At 58.5% G+C, this 16,119-nt stretch carries 14 protein-coding genes; 6 read left to right on the top strand and 8 right to left on the bottom strand.

Going from position 1 to position 16,119, the window contains the following annotated elements; translation table 11 throughout:
- The first annotated feature begins 24 nt into the window (after positions 1 to 24).
- Complete coding sequence (locus ACR0AZ_RS19265; protein WP_480471239.1) at positions 25 to 546, top strand: glutathione peroxidase; 522 nt, start codon at positions 25 to 27, stop codon at positions 544 to 546.
- On the opposite strand, the gene ACR0AZ_RS19260 is transcribed toward ACR0AZ_RS19265, so the two are convergent.
- From ACR0AZ_RS19260 to ACR0AZ_RS19240, 5 genes are all read right to left on the bottom strand, one after another.
- The gene (locus ACR0AZ_RS19260) at positions 522 to 1,409 is read right to left on the bottom strand and encodes a DMT family transporter (RefSeq protein WP_480471238.1); all 888 of its coding nucleotides are present in this window, start codon (positions 1,407 to 1,409) and stop codon (positions 522 to 524) included. The genes ACR0AZ_RS19265 and ACR0AZ_RS19260 overlap by 25 nt on opposite strands.
- A 111-nt stretch (positions 1,410 to 1,520) precedes the next feature.
- On the bottom strand, positions 1,521 to 1,808 hold the full coding sequence (locus ACR0AZ_RS19255; protein ID WP_010442901.1) for an HU family DNA-binding protein: 288 nt from the start codon (positions 1,806 to 1,808) through the stop codon (positions 1,521 to 1,523).
- Positions 1,809 to 1,938: 130 nt separating this feature from the next.
- On the bottom strand, positions 1,939 to 3,402 hold the full coding sequence (locus ACR0AZ_RS19250; protein WP_480668079.1) for an AMP nucleosidase: 1,464 nt from the start codon (positions 3,400 to 3,402) through the stop codon (positions 1,939 to 1,941).
- A complete protein-coding gene (ade, locus tag ACR0AZ_RS19245) occupies positions 3,399 to 5,201 on the bottom strand; it encodes an adenine deaminase (protein WP_480668078.1) in 1,803 nt (600 codons plus the stop codon). Before ade ends, ACR0AZ_RS19250 begins: the two co-directional genes overlap by 4 nt.
- A gap of 167 nt (positions 5,202 to 5,368) precedes the next feature.
- Positions 5,369 to 6,244, bottom strand: coding sequence for a LysR family transcriptional regulator (locus tag ACR0AZ_RS19240; RefSeq protein ID WP_480471235.1), 876 nt, complete (start codon positions 6,242 to 6,244; stop codon positions 5,369 to 5,371).
- Positions 6,245 to 6,358: 114 nt separating this feature from the next.
- On the opposite strand from ACR0AZ_RS19240, the gene ACR0AZ_RS19235 reads away from it, so the two are divergent.
- Positions 6,359 to 7,114 carry a class II aldolase and adducin N-terminal domain-containing protein gene (locus ACR0AZ_RS19235; protein ID WP_480471234.1) on the top strand — a complete coding sequence of 252 codons (756 nt, stop codon included), beginning with the start codon at positions 6,359 to 6,361 and terminating at the stop codon, positions 7,112 to 7,114.
- 23 nt (positions 7,115 to 7,137) lie between these two features.
- The gene (locus tag ACR0AZ_RS19230) at positions 7,138 to 8,124 is read left to right on the top strand and encodes a sterol desaturase family protein (protein WP_480668077.1); all 987 of its coding nucleotides are present in this window, start codon (positions 7,138 to 7,140) and stop codon (positions 8,122 to 8,124) included.
- Between the two features lie 26 nt (positions 8,125 to 8,150).
- Here the strand turns inward: ACR0AZ_RS19230 and ACR0AZ_RS19225 are convergent, their stop codons facing one another.
- The gene (locus ACR0AZ_RS19225; protein ID WP_480471232.1) at positions 8,151 to 8,783 is read right to left on the bottom strand and encodes a class I SAM-dependent DNA methyltransferase; all 633 of its coding nucleotides are present in this window, start codon (positions 8,781 to 8,783) and stop codon (positions 8,151 to 8,153) included.
- 87 nt (positions 8,784 to 8,870) lie between these two features.
- Between ACR0AZ_RS19225 and ACR0AZ_RS19220 the strand changes: the two genes are divergently transcribed.
- Together ACR0AZ_RS19220 and ACR0AZ_RS19215 are read left to right on the top strand one after the other, a co-directional pair.
- Positions 8,871 to 9,737: an SDR family oxidoreductase gene (locus tag ACR0AZ_RS19220; RefSeq protein ID WP_480471231.1), complete on the top strand. Its 867-nt coding sequence runs from the start codon at positions 8,871 to 8,873 to the stop codon at positions 9,735 to 9,737.
- Between the two features lie 39 nt (positions 9,738 to 9,776).
- The gene (locus ACR0AZ_RS19215) at positions 9,777 to 10,760 is read left to right on the top strand and encodes a glycosyltransferase (protein WP_480471230.1); all 984 of its coding nucleotides are present in this window, start codon (positions 9,777 to 9,779) and stop codon (positions 10,758 to 10,760) included.
- Here ACR0AZ_RS19215 and ACR0AZ_RS19210 read toward each other — a convergent pair.
- Complete coding sequence (locus ACR0AZ_RS19210; RefSeq protein ID WP_480471229.1) at positions 10,757 to 11,539, bottom strand: aldolase/citrate lyase family protein; 783 nt, start codon at positions 11,537 to 11,539, stop codon at positions 10,757 to 10,759. The two genes, ACR0AZ_RS19215 and ACR0AZ_RS19210, sit on opposite strands and share 4 nt — an antisense overlap.
- 64 nt (positions 11,540 to 11,603) lie before the next feature.
- Complete coding sequence (locus ACR0AZ_RS19205) at positions 11,604 to 13,220, bottom strand: GMC family oxidoreductase (RefSeq protein WP_480471228.1); 1,617 nt, start codon at positions 13,218 to 13,220, stop codon at positions 11,604 to 11,606.
- Positions 13,221 to 13,560: 340 nt separating this feature from the next.
- On the opposite strand from ACR0AZ_RS19205, the gene katG reads away from it, so the two are divergent.
- A complete protein-coding gene (gene katG, locus ACR0AZ_RS19200; RefSeq protein WP_480660586.1) occupies positions 13,561 to 15,762 on the top strand; it encodes a catalase/peroxidase HPI in 2,202 nt (733 codons plus the stop codon).
- Positions 15,763 to 16,119: the final 357 nt, after the last annotated feature.

Here is a 16,119-nt window from a genome sequence, read left to right as displayed (position 1 = left end):
TCTTGTGCAAGAGGAGGTAAAAAGATGATTCGGATGGCTCTGTTGACGGCTCTGATTTTGCTGGCAAAGGTGGTGCAGGCCGCACCGCTGACTGCCGAGTTCTCCTCGATCGATGGAGGAAAGTTGTCATTGGAAGACTGGCGCGGGCAGCCTGTGCTTGTGGTCAACACCGCGTCCCTTTGCGGGTTTACCGGGCAGTACTCTGCCCTGCAGGACCTGCATGAGGCTTACGAGGATCGTGGATTGGTGGTTCTGGCGGTTCCGTCGAATTCCTTCAATCAGGAGTTGGAAACGACTGTAGAGGTCAAGGAGTTCTGTGAGTTCAACTATAATCTGACGCTGCCGATGACCGATATTACCGAGGTCAAAGGCCCCAATGCTCACCCGTTCTACAAAGAGGTCGCAGCTGAGGTGGGTTTTGTACCCAGCTGGAACTTCAATAAGATTCTCATCGGCCCGCAGGGCACTGTTGTCGCCACCTATGGATCGGGCACCAAGCCCAATGCGTCGAAACTGATCAATCAGATTGAAGCTTTGCTGCGCTGAGCGGGTTGCCGCGACAGCTGCACCGCAAGAATGCCCAATGTGGTGATGCCGACTCCAAGCAGATCCAGCGGGCCGAGATTCTCGCCCAAGAGCATTGCTGCGATGGCAACACCGAAGACGGGGTTCAGAAAGTGGAACGTTGCAGCCCGGATCGGGCCGATGCGATCCAGCAGCAGGAACCAGATCAGAGTGGCCAGAAGGCCAGGGAACAGGGTCGTATAGGTAAATGCCAGTACAAACGGCAGTGTAGGATGGATATAGATCGTCTCGAACACTGGGGCGGCGAGGAACAGTGCTGCTGAGCCCACAAGCATTTGCAGACCGACCACCATCATGAAGTTCCCGCCCGAGGTCGCCCCCCGCACTGCCAGTGTGGCGAAGGTCAGCGCCAGTGCTCCGATCCCGCAAAGGAACACACCGAACAGATCAACGCCGGCGCTGATCCGGCTGCTCATGATCAGCGCAACTCCGACAAAGCCTGCCAGTAACCCGAGGATACCTAATGGGCGCAACCGCTCACTCAGCAGCAACCACCCGGCCAGCGCGACCAGCAGGGGCATGGTTGATGCGATAATTGCCGCCACCGAGGCTTCGACGGTTTGCATCGCATAGAAATTCAGACCCAAATACAGGGCATTTTGGCAGATTCCGAACAAAATGGTTGCGCGCCATTGCGGTCGGGTCAGACGCCAGCTCTGCCCCATGGCCCGTGCAATCGCTACGCCAATCAACCCGGAAATCAGAAATCGCAGCGCGAGCGAAAACAGGGGCGATGCATCAGCCACAATGATCCGGGCCGAGGTAAAGGCCGAGGACCAGATCAGGGCAAACACAAGCCCCATGGCAATGGCGCGCAGATCCATTTCGGCCTCCTGATGAAATCCGGGCGACTTTCACTGGTTTTTGCATCAACCGCAAGGAAAAGGGGCCGCCCGATGGCGACCCCTTCGATCTTGCGATCTGTCAGCGGCGGATTAGCCGTTGACGCTGTCCTTCAGAGCCTTCGCGATGGTCATCTTGACCACTTTGTCGGCTTCTTTCTTGAACTGCTCGCCGGTGGCGGGGTTGCGCACCATGCGCTCGGGGCGCTCGCGGCAGTAGATTTTGCCAACGCCGGGCAGGGTGACGGCGCCACCGGCCGAAACTTCGCGGGTGATCAGGCCGGTCATGGCCTCCAGCGCAGCATTCGCGGATTTCTTGTCAGTTCCCATTTCCTCAGCGAGAGCAGCAACCAGCTGAGTCTTTGTCATAGGCTTTGCCATTTCTTGGTCTCCTTAACGTGCCCGATAATTTGGGCCTCACCGCGTAACTGTAACGGGATATTGTGGATGAACACAACGAATAGTAGCGCTGAAAACCCTAAAAATATGGGGAAATCGTTGCTTTTTTGCTTCAGAGAAAGGCCGTTTCGTCGAAGGAACGCAATTTCCGGCTGTGCAGACGCTCCAACGGCATTCCGCGCAGATGTTCCATTGCCCGAATTCCGATGGCCAGATGACGACTGACTTGGGTGGTATAGAACGCCGAGGCCATGCCGGGAAGCTTTAATTCGCCATGCAACGGCTTATCCGACACACACAGCAAGGTTCCGTAAGGTACGCGGAAGCGATAACCATTTGCGGCAATCGTTGCGCTTTCCATATCCAGTGCGATGGCCCTCGACTGGCTGAGCCTTTGTACCGGTCCTGACTGGTCCCGCAGTTCCCAGTTGCGGTTGTCGACCGAAGCGACGGTGCCGGTGCGCATGATCCGTTTCAGCTCATACCCTTCCAGTTTGGTCACCTCGGCGACGGCTTGTTCAAGTGCGACCTGAACCTCAGCCAGCGGCGGGATCGGCACCCAGACCGGCAGATCGTCGTCCAGCACTTTGTCCTCGCGCAGATAAGCATGGGCCAATACGAAATCACCCAAGGCCTGCGTGTTGCGCAATCCGGCGCAATGCCCAACCATCAGCCAGGCGTGGGGGCGCAAAACAGCGATGTGGTCGGTGGCAGTTTTTGCATTCGACGGCCCGACGCCGATATTCACCAGCGTAATGCCCGATCCATCGGCGCGTTTCAGATGATAGGTGGGCATCTGTGGCAGTTTCAGCGGCTGCTCAATCGGGGCGTTTGCGTCGGTGATCTCGACATTCCCGGTTGAGACAAAGCTGGTGTAGCCGCTGTTCGGATCAGCGAGTTGAGTACGAGCGTAGTTCTCGAATTCCGAGACGTAGAACTGGTAGTTGGTGAACAGAACATGGTTCTGAAAATGGCTGGGATCGGTGGCGGTGTAATGAGATAGCCGAGACAATGAATAATCGACGCGCTGGGCAGTAAAGAGAGCCAAAGGACCGATGTCATCGTCGTGGTCATATACACCGTTGACGATATCATCATTGGTCGTCGTCAGATCTGGCACGTCAAACACATCGCGCAGGGTGAAACCTGCGGCACCCTGATGTGGAACATGCAAATCTGGATTGCTGGCAACGGCAAAATGAACCGGGATCGGTGTGTCAGAGGCTCCGATCGTGACTGGCTGATCGTGGTTTCTGATCAGCAGCGCGATCTGCTGGGTCAGGTAGGACCGGAACAGATCCGGTCGGGTCACGGTTGTTGTATGTATGCCGGGTTCCGACACGTGACCAAAGCTCAGGCGGCTATCGACCTGAGCGTAGGACGAGGTTTTGATGCGAATTTCCGGATAATAGGCTCTGAATCGATCGGTAGGCGTACCGTTTTTCATCGCTTCGGCAAAGCTATTGCAGAGGTAGGTCGTGGCCTGTTCATAGAGCATTTCCAAACGCGCTACCGCAGCAGCTGGATCGGCGAATTGCTCGGGCTTTGGGACGTCGGGTGAATTGAGAACGGTCATGCAAGAGGTTCCAGAAGATCAATCTTTTCGAATGTGCGCACATCCACCAGCCCAAGGTCCGAGATCCGCAATTCGGGGATTACGACTAGGGCCAGAAGCGAGTGCTGCATATATGCGTTGTTCAACTGACAGCCACAGGCCTGCATCGCCTCGACCATCTTTTGCGCTTTGGCGGCCACTTCGGCCGCCGGGCTATCAGACATCAGCCCGGCAATGGGCAACTCCACCAGCGCCAACTCCTCACAATCGCGGAAGATCGTGATGCCGCCGCCAACTTCTGCCAGCCGATTGGCGGCCAGCGCCATTTGTTCGCGGTCGGTCCCCACGACAATCATATGGTGACTGTCATGCGCAACGGTCGATGCCATGGCCATACGCCCCTGATACCCGAACCCCGAGACAAAGGCGTTGGTCACACCGCCCGTGGCGCGATGTCGTTCAACCAACGCGATCTGACAGACGTCGCCTTCCCCTTCGACCAGACCGCCGATGATCGGCAGTTCCGATTTCAACGCCTGCGTCGGCGCCTGATTTTCAACCACACCGATGACGTTGGCCCTGACACGATTAGCGCCAGCAGGTGCTGTGATCTCAAAATCAGCGGCGCTCAGCGTATGGCCCAGATGCACTGTGTTGCGGGCATTTGTCGGCCAGTCGAGATGCGGGCAGTCGACGGTGACTTTGCCCTGTTCCGCAACGATCTGACCCCGGGCGATCACCGTTTCGATGGGCAGCTCGGTCAGATCTGAGGTCAGGATCACGTCTGCGCGCCGCCCCGGGGTGATAGAGCCAATCTCACGCTCCAGCCCGAAATGAGTCGCTGTGTTGAGGGTCGCCATCTGCAGCGCGACCACAGGATCGCATCCGCAGGCAATCGCGTGCCGCACAACGCGGTTCATATGGCCGTCATTGACCAGAGTGCCCGAATGGCAGTCATCCGTGCACAAGATGAAGTTGCGCGGGTCCAGCCCCTTCTCGGTGACGGCGGTAATCTGACTTTCGACGTCATACCAGGCCGAGCCCAATCGCATCATCGAGCGCATCCCTTGCCGTACCCGCGCAATGGCATCGGCTTCACAGGTGCATTCGTGATCGTCGGCGGGGCCTCCGGCCACATAAGCAGCAAAATCAGACCCTAAATCAGGCGAAGCATAGTGTCCGCCTACGGTTTTACCCGCCCTTTGGGTCGCCGCGATTTCAGCCAGCATCTTTGGGTCGCCGTTGATCACACCGGGAAAATTCATCATCTCGCCCAACCCGATGATACCGGGCCAGGACATCGCCTCGGCCACATCTTCGGCGGTGATCTCATAGCCTGTCGTTTCAAGCCCCGGCGCCGAGGGCGCGCAGGATGGCATCTGGGTGAAAATGTTCACGGGCTGCATCAAAGCTTCATCATGCATCAGCCGTACACCCTCCAACCCCAGCACGTTGGCGATCTCATGGGGATCGGTAAACATCGAGGTCGTGCCGTGCGGGATCACGGCGCGGGCAAATTCCGCTGGGGTCAGCATCCCTGATTCGATATGCATATGCGCGTCACACAATCCGGGGATCATATAACGGCCTTTTGCCTCAATGATCTGAGTGGCGGGCCCGGTGCAATGAGAGGCGTCGGGTCCGACATAAGCCACACGTCCAGCGGCAATGGCTATGTCATGATCCGGCAGCAGTTCACGCGTATGTACGTTCACCCAGATCCCGCCACGGATGACCATATCGGCGGGTTCGCGGCCTGAGGCCACAGCAATAAGGTGGGGGGCGGTGTCGGGCCAACTGGGGAAAGTCTTGTATTCCATGGCCCAACTTTCCCGAATGCGACCGAAGGTGCAACCCCTGCCAGCGGGGTATCATCAAATCATCATAATGCCTGCATGATGAGCTACCCTCAGCGCGTCAGCGCTGCCACGCCCAACCAGAGGATTGGCCCCACAGGGGCCATGACGATGGGCGGGAGGGCACCGCCTCAATCCTGCAAATCCGCCTCGATCTCGGCGCGTACCCAGTTGGCGAACGCCGTCGCCCCGGGGTTCTCTTCGGCCTGAGGGGACAACAGTAGGTAATACGCTTCGGGCATCTCGGCGCGGTGAGCGAAAGGCGCGATCAACCGTCCTTGCTCGATCAGATGCCGGACGATGGTGTCATGTGCCAGACAAAGTCCGCCGCCTGCCATCGCGATCGACAGGCTGACCAGATAGGTCGTCGCATAGGTGATCTGTGGGTTCTTCCACATTAGACTCTGTTCTTCGGCCCAACTCGCCCAGTTTGACAGCAAATTTGAGCAATCGAACAAAGGCTGCTGTTGAAGATCCTCCAACGTAACGGCGAAATCGGGCGCGCAGACCGGATAGTAGTGATCGGTGCGCAACAGCTCGGTCCGAACCGTGTCGGCGGGGCGCAGGGAATATCGAATCTCGACTGCCGCGCCTTCTGCCATTTCGCGCGGCTCCCACAGCTCAGTGAATATGTTCAGATGCACCTCCGGATGCTGTTCCCGAAACCGTGGCAGTCGCGGCGACAGCCAATTGACCGCAAAGCTGATGTTGCTTTGCACCTGCACTGCATTTTGCTGTGCGCCCGTCACGGCTTGTGTGCCGCGCACGAGCGTACGGAAGGCCTCGCGCACAACGGGCAGATAGGTGATGCCCGCCTCGGTCAGCTCCAGCGCGCGGGGACGACGCAGGAACAAAGGCTGCCCCAGATAGCCCTCCAGCGACTTGATCTGTTGGCTGACCGCGCTTTGCGTCATGTTCAGATCGCGCGCTGCGCCGGTAAAGGACAGATGTCTGGCTGCCGCCTCGAATGTGCGCAGCCATCCCAGCGGAGGAAGTTGTTTCTGCATCTGTATAACCTCGCCATTAGTTTAGCTAATGAGATAGGTGTGTTTTTTTCGTTGGTCAAACTTTTGCGGTGCAGGCACCATTTTTTGAAACCTCTTCCGCCCAAGGAGCACGATATGAGCGTGACCAACCTGCGCCCCAACATGGATTACTGGCCTGAACGCGTCGACATGGCCGCCGCCTTTCGCTGGACCGAGCGGTTGAATATGCACGAAGGCGTGGCCAATCACTTCAGTCTGGCCGTGAATCCAGACGGCACGCAGTTCCTGATGAATGCCAACCAGATGCACTTTTCAAGGATCAAGGCGTCCAATCTGTTGCTGTTGGATGCCAATGACAACGAAGTTATGGACCAACCCGGCGCACCAGATCCGACCGCCTGGGGGCTGCACGGGTCGATTCATCGTCATTGCCCTCACGCGCGTTGCGTAATGCATGTGCATTCTATCTTCGCCACTGTTCTGGCGTCATTGGCGGACAGCACTTTGCCGCCGATCGATCAGAACACGGCCACTTTCTATAACCGCTATGTCATCGATGAGGAGTTCGGGGGGCTGGCGTTTGAAAGTGAGGGCGAGCGCTGCGCATCGATGCTGTCGGACCCTAAGAAGAAGGTCATGATCATGGGGAACCATGGCGTTTTGGTGATCGGTGACAGCCCGGCAGATGCCTTTAATAGACTCTATTATTTTGAACGTGCCGCCGAAACCTATATCCGCGCGTTGCAGACGGGCCAGCCTCTGCGCGTCCTGTCGGGCGAGACCGCCGAGAAGACCGCGCAGGAGCTGGATGATTATCCCGATCAGGCCGAGGCGCATCTGCGCGAGATTAAGGCCATTCTGGATGCCGAAGACTCGGATTACGCAACCTGAAGACTCTGCAAGGAGCATCTGCCATGACCGACGTTCATGACCCGGAAGCAGCGCGTTGGAATTATCGCCCTGAAGGGCCGGTTGGGCTGAATCCACTGTTCAGCTGGCCTCCGCGCCCCATGGCCGTTTTGCGGTGGTATCGCGGGGCCTGGCTGCCATTGACTTCGCTAACCCTGTGCATGGTGCTGGCCAGCATTGCATATGTCGCGTTTTTCCCCGCGTTAGAGACAATGCAGAACTTTGCACCCGGCTGGATGTTCCGCATCTGGCTGCTGAACATGGTACCGCAAATCCTCGTGGCAGGTGGGCTGCATTGGTGGCTTTACATGCGCAAGGGACAGGGCATGTACAAGAAGTTCGACCGACGGGATCTGACCCGCGACAACGGAACTTTCACCTTCCGCAATCAGGTGTGGGATAACATCTGGTGGACACTCGGCAGCGCCATGACGGTGGCGACCGTCTATCAATGGGTCATCTACTGGGCGATGGCCAACGCCTATGTACCGGTTGTTACATGGGCCGCTGCACCCGTCTGGTTCGTGATCTGGATGCTGTTTATTCCCATGTGGTCCGGTCTGCATTTCTATTGGGTGCATCGGCTTGAACATCACCCGAAGCTCTATAAGCATGTCCATGCCGTGCATCACCGCAACGTCAATATCGGACCGTGGTCAGGCATTTCGAACCACTGGTTCGAGAACATGCTCTACTTCACCACCTATTTCATCCACCTGATTGTGCCGTCTCACCCGCTGCATCTGCTGTTCCACGCCTATTTTCAGCAGATCAGCCCGGTGCTGTCCCATTCGGGGTTCGAGAAACTCAAAGCGGGTGAAACAGAGGCGGCCCGCGCGGGGGATTTCTTCCACCAGCTGCACCACCGCTATTTCGAGTGCAACTATGGTACTTCCGAAATTCCGTTCGATAAGTGGTTTGGCACCTATCATGATGGGTCGGCCGAGGCGACGGTGCGGACACGGGCCTACAAGAAACAGATGTATACCTGAGGGAGAATGACCCAATTATGGTCTGATCAGCAGGTCTCGAACAGGGCGATCAGCGCGCGGTCGTCTTTGTTCGGGCCTGCTGCCAGCTCACCGTAGATCCGGACTTCGGGCAGTGAAAGATTGCTGATCTGACTGTCCTCCAGATCCCGGAGGGCCTCTGCAAATCCCATCGTTTCAAAGTGCTTTGCGTTGATAGACAGGGCGAACTGAGCGCCCGGGCGGGCGACGCGCAGTAGGGCGGGCAGCACCTCGGGGCCGAGATGACCGTGAGTGAAGGTCCCAGAAGAGACGACGCCGGCATAACTCTCACGCGGGACCGGCAGACCATCGTTCAGATCAGCTTCGATCGCGTCGCGATAGATATCCTTGCGCATGGCCTGGTCCAGCATCTCGGCGCTGATATCGGTGGCATCGATTGGGCCAACGCCAAATCCGGCCAGAATACCGCCACACAGCCCCGTACCGGCACCGACGTCCAGAACCGGACCCTGCCCACCGGCGCTGACAAAGGCGCGGGCTGTGTGGATATGTAGCTGATAATCTTCCCGCGCAGCAAAGCCGTCATCATAATCCCCGGCCCATTCGGCGTAGAGGCGTTTGTTGTCTTCGGGTGATTTCAACGCGTAGGCCGCGTGCAGGTCTGGGGTTTTGTCGCTCATACATCAATGAATGCGCATCCGAGGATTCGAATCAAGTGCGGCCATCCGGCGCTTGCATCCCTGCGTTTGGCGGATCATCAAAGGGGTATGACACAGTGTTTGCTCTCTTTTGGTCACGGCTATTCGGCCCGCGCCACGTCCAAACAGATGGACCCGAACTCATGGCGCGTCATCGGGACCACGCGAGATGCCAGCCAGCTTGAGGTCATCCGGGCCACGGGCGCCGAACCGCATGTTTGGCCGGGAGAGGTGCCAGATCTGGATGGTGTGACGCATCTGCTGATCTCGACCGCGCCAACCGCCGAGGGCGACCCGGTGCTGGCGCAACTGCGGGACGAGATCGTTGCCCGCGCTGGGCAATTCACATGGGTTGGGTATCTGTCGACCACTGCGGTTTATGGCGATCATCAGGGCGAGTGGGTGGACGAGACAACGCCCACGGCCCCCACCGCTGAACGGGGCCGCTGGCGTGTTCAGGCCGAGAATCAGTGGGCTGAGATTCCGAACCTGTCGCTGCACATTTTTCGGCTGGCGGGCATCTACGGGCCGGGTCGGGGGCCGTTCTCGAAGCTCAAGCGCGGCGGCTTGCGGCGGATCATCAAACCGGGGCAGGTGTTTTCTCGCATCCATGTGGATGACATTGCGCAGGTTCTGATCGCCTCGATGGCGCAGCCTAATCCGGGGGCGATCTACAATGTCTGTGATGATGAGCCCGTCCCACCGCAGGATGTGATTGGCTATGCTGCCGAGTTGCAGGGCCTGCCGATGCCGCCCGCTGTGTCCTTCGATGAGGCTGATCTGACCCCGATGGCGCGGAGTTTTTACAATGAAAACAAACGGGTTCGGAATGATCGGATCAAATCCGAGCTTGGTATCTCACTGCTTTATCCCAATTACCGGGTCGGGCTGGAGTCGTTGATGCAGCATCAGGATGCGGCTGCGGCTGAGCGCTGAACCTTGTCAACAAAGTGTCGCGGGTTGTAAGGGGGTTCGATGGATGACCGCTCTGCCCCTTTGAAGATCACCGTGTCGACGCTGACCCGTCAGCGTCCCGAGATGTTGGCTGCACTGATCCAAAGCTGGGGCGAAATGACTCTGCCACCCGATTGCTCAGTCCGGTGTCTGGTGGTCGAGAATGACGCCTCGTCCTTCAGTGAAGCCACGGTTCGTGCGGCAGGAGCGACACTGCCCAATGGCGCTGCGCTTGAATATGTGTTGGAAACCGAGCCTGGCATCCCCTTTGGCCGCAATCGCGCTGCGCGTGAGGCGCTGGCGCAGGGGTCTGACCTGCTCTGCTTTGTGGATGACGATGAGGTCGTTGCGCCCGACTGGCTGGAGCGTCTGGTCGCCGGGTACCGGATCAGTTCGGCGGTTCTGCTGGGGGCTCCGCTGCGGGCTGCGGGACCGTCAGGTGCGGAGACTGCGCTGCAACGGCTGATGTTGCGCAACATCAGCAATCGGTATCTCGACAAGGAACGCGCCGCTGCCAGGAAGGCCACGTTGAACGATACCGGTGGAGTGACGATCGTCACCAATAACTGGTTGGGTGAGACGCGGTTGTTCAGTGAAACCGGCCTGTGGTTCGACGAGGCGATGCGCATGACCGGCGGCACGGACGCCAAGTTTTATGCAGAGACGGTTGCCGCAGGTTTGCCTGTAGGTTGGGTGCCGGATGCCTTTGTCTATGAGACTATTCCCCCAGCTCGGCTGTCTTTCTGGTATCAGGCCGCGCGCGGGCGGGATCAGGCCAACACTCATATGCGCCGCAAGCTGGATCAGAAACCTTCGCGCGCCATGGTCGGATTCCTTAGCGCGCCGTTCCGCCTTGTCGCGCTGTTGGTGCTGATGCTGCTCTTCCCGTTTCAGCCGGATCGGCGACTGATCCAGATCGCCCGGACCGCCGGTTGGCTGGTGGGCGTTCTGGGGATTCCGTTTGGCTATAAATCAGCGCTCTATAAGAAAGTGAGCGGTCACTAGCCCGGCAGAAGACGCGCGCGTGCGTCGTTGGCTTCGGCCCGCATCGCTTTTGCAAACAGAACCACATCAATTGCGGTGGCCATAAAGGTCACGCCAATATCTGCGCAGCGTTTCTGCATCGTCGGATCAAGCGTCAGGATGCCTGCGGCTTTGCTAGCCTTCACGATCCGGCTGAGCGCATCCATGATGGCTGCGTCTACATCGGGGTGATCCGCGTTGCCGATATGGCCCAGATCGGCCGCCAGATCCGCGGGGCCGATAAAGACGCCGTCAACGCCCTCGACCGCAAGGATGTCGTCCAGCGCGGCAAGTCCAGCACGGTTTTCAACCTGAACCAATAGGCAAACCTGCTCATCCGCTGTTTGCAGATAATCGGGAATGGCCGAGAATTTCGAGGCGCGTGCAAGGGCCGAGCCCACGCCACGCGTCCCGTTGGGAGGGTAGGTCACAGCGCGGACCAGTTCGCGCGCCTGTTCAGCGCTTTCGACCATCGGGATCAGCAGTGTCTGTGCGCCCGCATCCAACACCTGCTTGATCATCCAGGTTTCGCCCACCGGCAACCGAACCGCCGCATGCGCACCCGAGGCCTGAACGATCTGTAGCTGCCCGAGGATCGAACGCAGGTCATTCGGCGCGTGCTCTCCGTCAATCAGCAACCAGTCGAAACTGGCGGTTGCAGCGATCTCGGCAGCATATGTATCGGCCAGGCCCAGCCAGCACCCCAGCTGCAGCTGGCCATCCTTGAGGGCGTGTTTGAAAGTATTTGTCGGCGCCGGCATATCTCTCTCCGCTTATTACGTAGCGGTGTAGAGCTTTATGCGGGGCGCCTCAACGCATGTTTGGTCATGCGACCGAGAGAATCATGTCCGCAGCCTTTTCCGCGATCATGATGGTCGGCGCGTTTGTATTGCCTGAAACCAGGGTCGGCATGATCGATGCATCAACCACCCGCAGACCTTCTATCCCACGCACGCGCAGGTCTGGGGTCACAACCGCCAGTTCGTCCAGACCCATTTTGCAGGTGCCGACAGGGTGATAGATCGTATCAGCGCGCGCGCGGATATGGCGCTCCCAATCCGCGTCGCTTTGTGCGGTATCGGTGCCGAACATCTCTTTGTGACGGTAAGGCTCCAGCGCCGGGGCTTGCATGATTTCGCGTGTCAGACGTGCCCCCTTGATCATTGTGTCCAGGTCGCGCGGGTCGGACAGGAAATTTGGATCGATGGCGGGCGGTGCTTCCGGGTCTGAACTGTTCAGCGAGACGGTGCCCCGGCTTTCAGGTCTCAGCTTGCAGACATGGCAACTGTAACCATATCCCATATGCAATTTGCGCGCGTGGTCGTCGACCATGGCGATGGTGAAATGCAGCTGAATATCAGGTCGGTCAAGATCCGGAGTTGTTTTCAGAAATGCGGCTCCCTCTGCGAAGGGTGTGGCCGCCATCGACGTTCCATCTTTTCGCCAACGCCAGAGATGGCCAAGCAGTTTCAATGCCCCGACCGGACCGATGCCGAATGTGTCGGTGTCTCTGGTTTTGTAGGAGATCGTGAAGTCCAGATGATCCTGTAAGTTCTGCCCCACGCCCGGCAAATCATGTGCAACTGCGATTCCATGGCGCGAGAAGGTCTCAGCGTCGCCGATTCCCGACAGCATCAAAACCTGAGGCGATTTGAGAGCACCGGCGCAGACAAGAACCTCTCGCGTGGCGGTCACCTGCAGATTGCGCGCCTTACCCCGCCTCCGATACAGCACACCGGTTGCGCGTTTTCCCTCCAGCAGCAGCCGCTGTACGTGCGCGCCTGTGATGACGGTCAGATTGGGCCGCCTCATCACCGGGAACAGATAGGCGGCGGCGGCCGAGCACCGCTCGCCATTGCGGTCGGGGTCGTGAAACTGAGTGACCTGATAGAGGCCCGCGCCTTCATTGTCGCCCCTATTGAAATCCTCGGTCCGGCGATGCTGCATTTGGGTGGCGGCATCCACGAAGGCGCGCGTGATTGGGCGTTCCTCTTTCTGGTCTGAGACCTGAAGCGGCCCTGTCGCACCACGCAGATCGTCCGCCCCGCGCTCATTGTTTTCCGAGCGTTTGAAATAAGGCAGCACGCTGTCCCAGTCCCAGCCCTCGCAACCCAGATCGGCCCAGCCGTCATAATCCTGACGTTGGCCCCGGACATAAAGCATCGCATTGATCGCGCTTGAGCCTCCAAGGGCGCGTCCGCGCGGCTGGTATCCTTTGCGCCCGTTCAGTCCGGGTTGTGGAGTGGTTTCAAACGCCCAGTTGTTGATCCGGGGCCGACCCGGCAGCATGCCCACCACTGCTGCGGGCATGCGCACCATCAAGCTGTCACCGCGCCCGCCCGCCTCAAGCAGGCAAACGCGGGTTCGTGGATTCGCGCTCAGGCGGTTGGCCAGAACAGTGCCCGCCGAACCGCCGCCGACAATCACATAGTCGAATTGCATCTTGCTTTGACCTCCCTGCCGATGACGGTCACTGTGAAGGGCAATCACAGGAACGCAATTGTGACGCTGCGGCGAATAGAGGTCGTTCAAGAGCAATAGTTTTAAATTATTAATATCATCGAAAAACAAAACTTATATGCATCACCCAGAGTTGCTAAATCTACGCCAAGCAGAAAGAACGAGTCGTTAATGCTATTCTCCAAGATGAGGTCAGGGCCGACCCTTGCGAACAAGCGACGTGCCCGGACCAGTAAAGGATGCAAAGACACTCACGACCCCTGTTTCTCGTATTCAGAGTTAACCGCGCGACACACACATCTAGCTAGGACTGGAGACCGATATGGACGGAAGTGATACCCCTAACATGGGCAAATGCCCGGTGATGCATGGCGCCGAGGCCCGGACCAACCGGGATTGGTGGCCGAACCAGCTGAACCTGTCGATCCTGCACCAGCACGGGGTCGCCTCGAACCCGATGGGTGAGGCGTTCGACTACGCGGAAGAGTTCAAGAAGCTCGACCTGAAAGCGTTGAAAGAGGATCTCTATGCTTTGATGACCGACTCGCAGGATTGGTGGCCTGCGGATTATGGTCACTATGGCGGCTTGTTCATCCGCATGGCGTGGCACAGCGCGGGCACCTACCGGACGGCGGATGGCCGCGGCGGTGCTTCGACCGGCAATCAGCGTTTCGCACCGCTCAACAGCTGGCCCGACAACGGCAACCTGGACAAGGCGCGTCGCCTGCTGTGGCCGATTAAACAGAAATACGGCAACCAGATCTCTTGGGCCGACCTCTATATTCTGGCGGGCAACTGCGCCATTGAGTCCATGGGTGGCAAGACCTTTGGCTTCTCTGGTGGGCGCGAGGATATCTGGGCACCCGAAGAAGACATCTATTGGGGTGCCGAGACCGATTGGCTGGCCCCCACCGAGAATCCGCACAGCCGTTATTCGGGCGAGCGAGATCTGGAGAACCCGCTGGCCGCTGTGCAGATGGGTCTGATCTATGTGAACCCCGAAGGCCCGGATGGTGAGCCGAACGTATTGGCATCAGGCCGTGACATCCGCGACACCTTTGGCCGGATGGCGATGAACGACGAGGAAACTGTGGCTCTGGTCGCCGGTGGCCACACCTTTGGTAAGGCGCACGGCGCAGGCGATCCCGGCCTTGTTGGCCCCGAGCCCGAAGCCGCCCCGATCGAGGCTATGGGTTTTGGCTGGATCAACGATTTCGGCAGCGGCAAGGGCGATGACACCACGACCTCGGGTATCGAAGGCGCTTGGACCGCAAATCCGATCAAATGGGACAATGGCTATTTCGACCTACTTTTCGGCTATGACTGGAACCTGACCAAAAGCCCCTCGGGTGCCTATATCTGGGAACCGGTCGGCGTTAAGGAAGAAGACATGGCCCCGGCGGCGCATGATCCGTCCAAGAAGGTCAAGACCATGATGACCACCGCCGACATGGCGATGCGCATGGACCCGATCTATGGCCCGATCTCGAAGCGCTTCCACGAAAACCCCGAAGAGTTCGCCGATGCCTTTGCCCGCGCCTGGTTCAAACTGACCCATCGCGACATGGGCCCCCGCTCGCGCTATCTGGGCGTCGAAGCACCCACTGAAGAGCTGTTGTGGCAGGATAATGTTCCGGCCGTTGATCATGATCTGATCGACGACGCGGATGTGGCAGATCTGAAAGCAAAGATTCTCGCTACCGGTCTGTCGGTATCGGATCTGGTTTCGACCGCATGGGCCTCGGCTTCGACCTTCCGTGGATCGGACATGCGTGGCGGCGCCAATGGTGCGCGCGTTCGTCTGGCCCCGCAGAAGGATTGGGAGGTCAACGAACCGCTGAAACTGGCCAAGGCGCTGGATGCGTTGGAAGGCGTTCAGACCGCGTTTAATGACGCACAATCGGGTGGCAAGAAGGTCTCATTGGCGGATGTCATCGTCCTGGGTGGCGCCGCAGCCATCGAAAAGGCCGCCAAGGCCGCAGGCCATGACGTAGATGTGCCCTTCGCCCCGGGTCGCACCGATGCCTCGCAAGAGCAGACGGATGTCGAGTCCTTCACAGTGATGGAACCCATCGCGGACGGTTTCCGTAACTACCTGCGCAAAGAATACTCGATTCCGGCCGAGGCCCTGTTGTTAGACAAGGCGCAACTTCTGACACTGTCGGCCCCTGAAATGACGGCGCTGGTTGGCGGGATGCGTGTACTGGGTGCAAACTTCGGCGGCACGTCTCATGGGGTGTTCACCGACCGGGTTGGCACGCTCAGCACCGACTTCTTTGTGAACCTTTTGGATATGAGCACCGAATGGAAGCCATCCGGTGACGGCGTCTATGAAGGCCGCGACCGCGCAAGCGGTAACGTGAAATGGACTGGCACCCGCACGGATCTGGTCTTTGGGTCGAATTCGCAATTGCGGGCACTGGCCGAGGTCTATGGTCAGGAAGATGCAGGCGGCAAATTTGTCTGCGATTTCGTTTCGGCTTGGAACAAGGTGATGAATGCGGATCGTTTTGATCTGAAGTAACCCTGTGACCATCGCAGTAAATTGCGCCGCCCGAAGAGACTCGGGCGGCGTTTTCATTCGCCTGATTTAGGGCTGTATACCGAGCATTGGGTATGATTCCGCTGAAAGGTCGTCCATTTCGTTGCTGTGAACGTCCTTTCAGCAAGTTTTCGGGGCGAATTATGAAGCTAACGTATTGTTTTTATTAAGGTGGAGAAGAAACCGAACGGAAATGCGAAGTTTTTTCAAAATGGGGGTTGCAGGTCCCAGACCTAATCCGTAAATACCCCTTCACCGGCGCTGCTGAGGTGGTTGTTGGGACGCTGGGAACGGCGGAGACGGGCCGGAGAGACGGTTGGACGCTCGGGAGAGACTGGG

It is taken from the genome of Ruegeria sp. BE3, from assembly GCF_056538865.1.
This window is presented reverse-complemented; position numbering and strand designations above follow the sequence as displayed.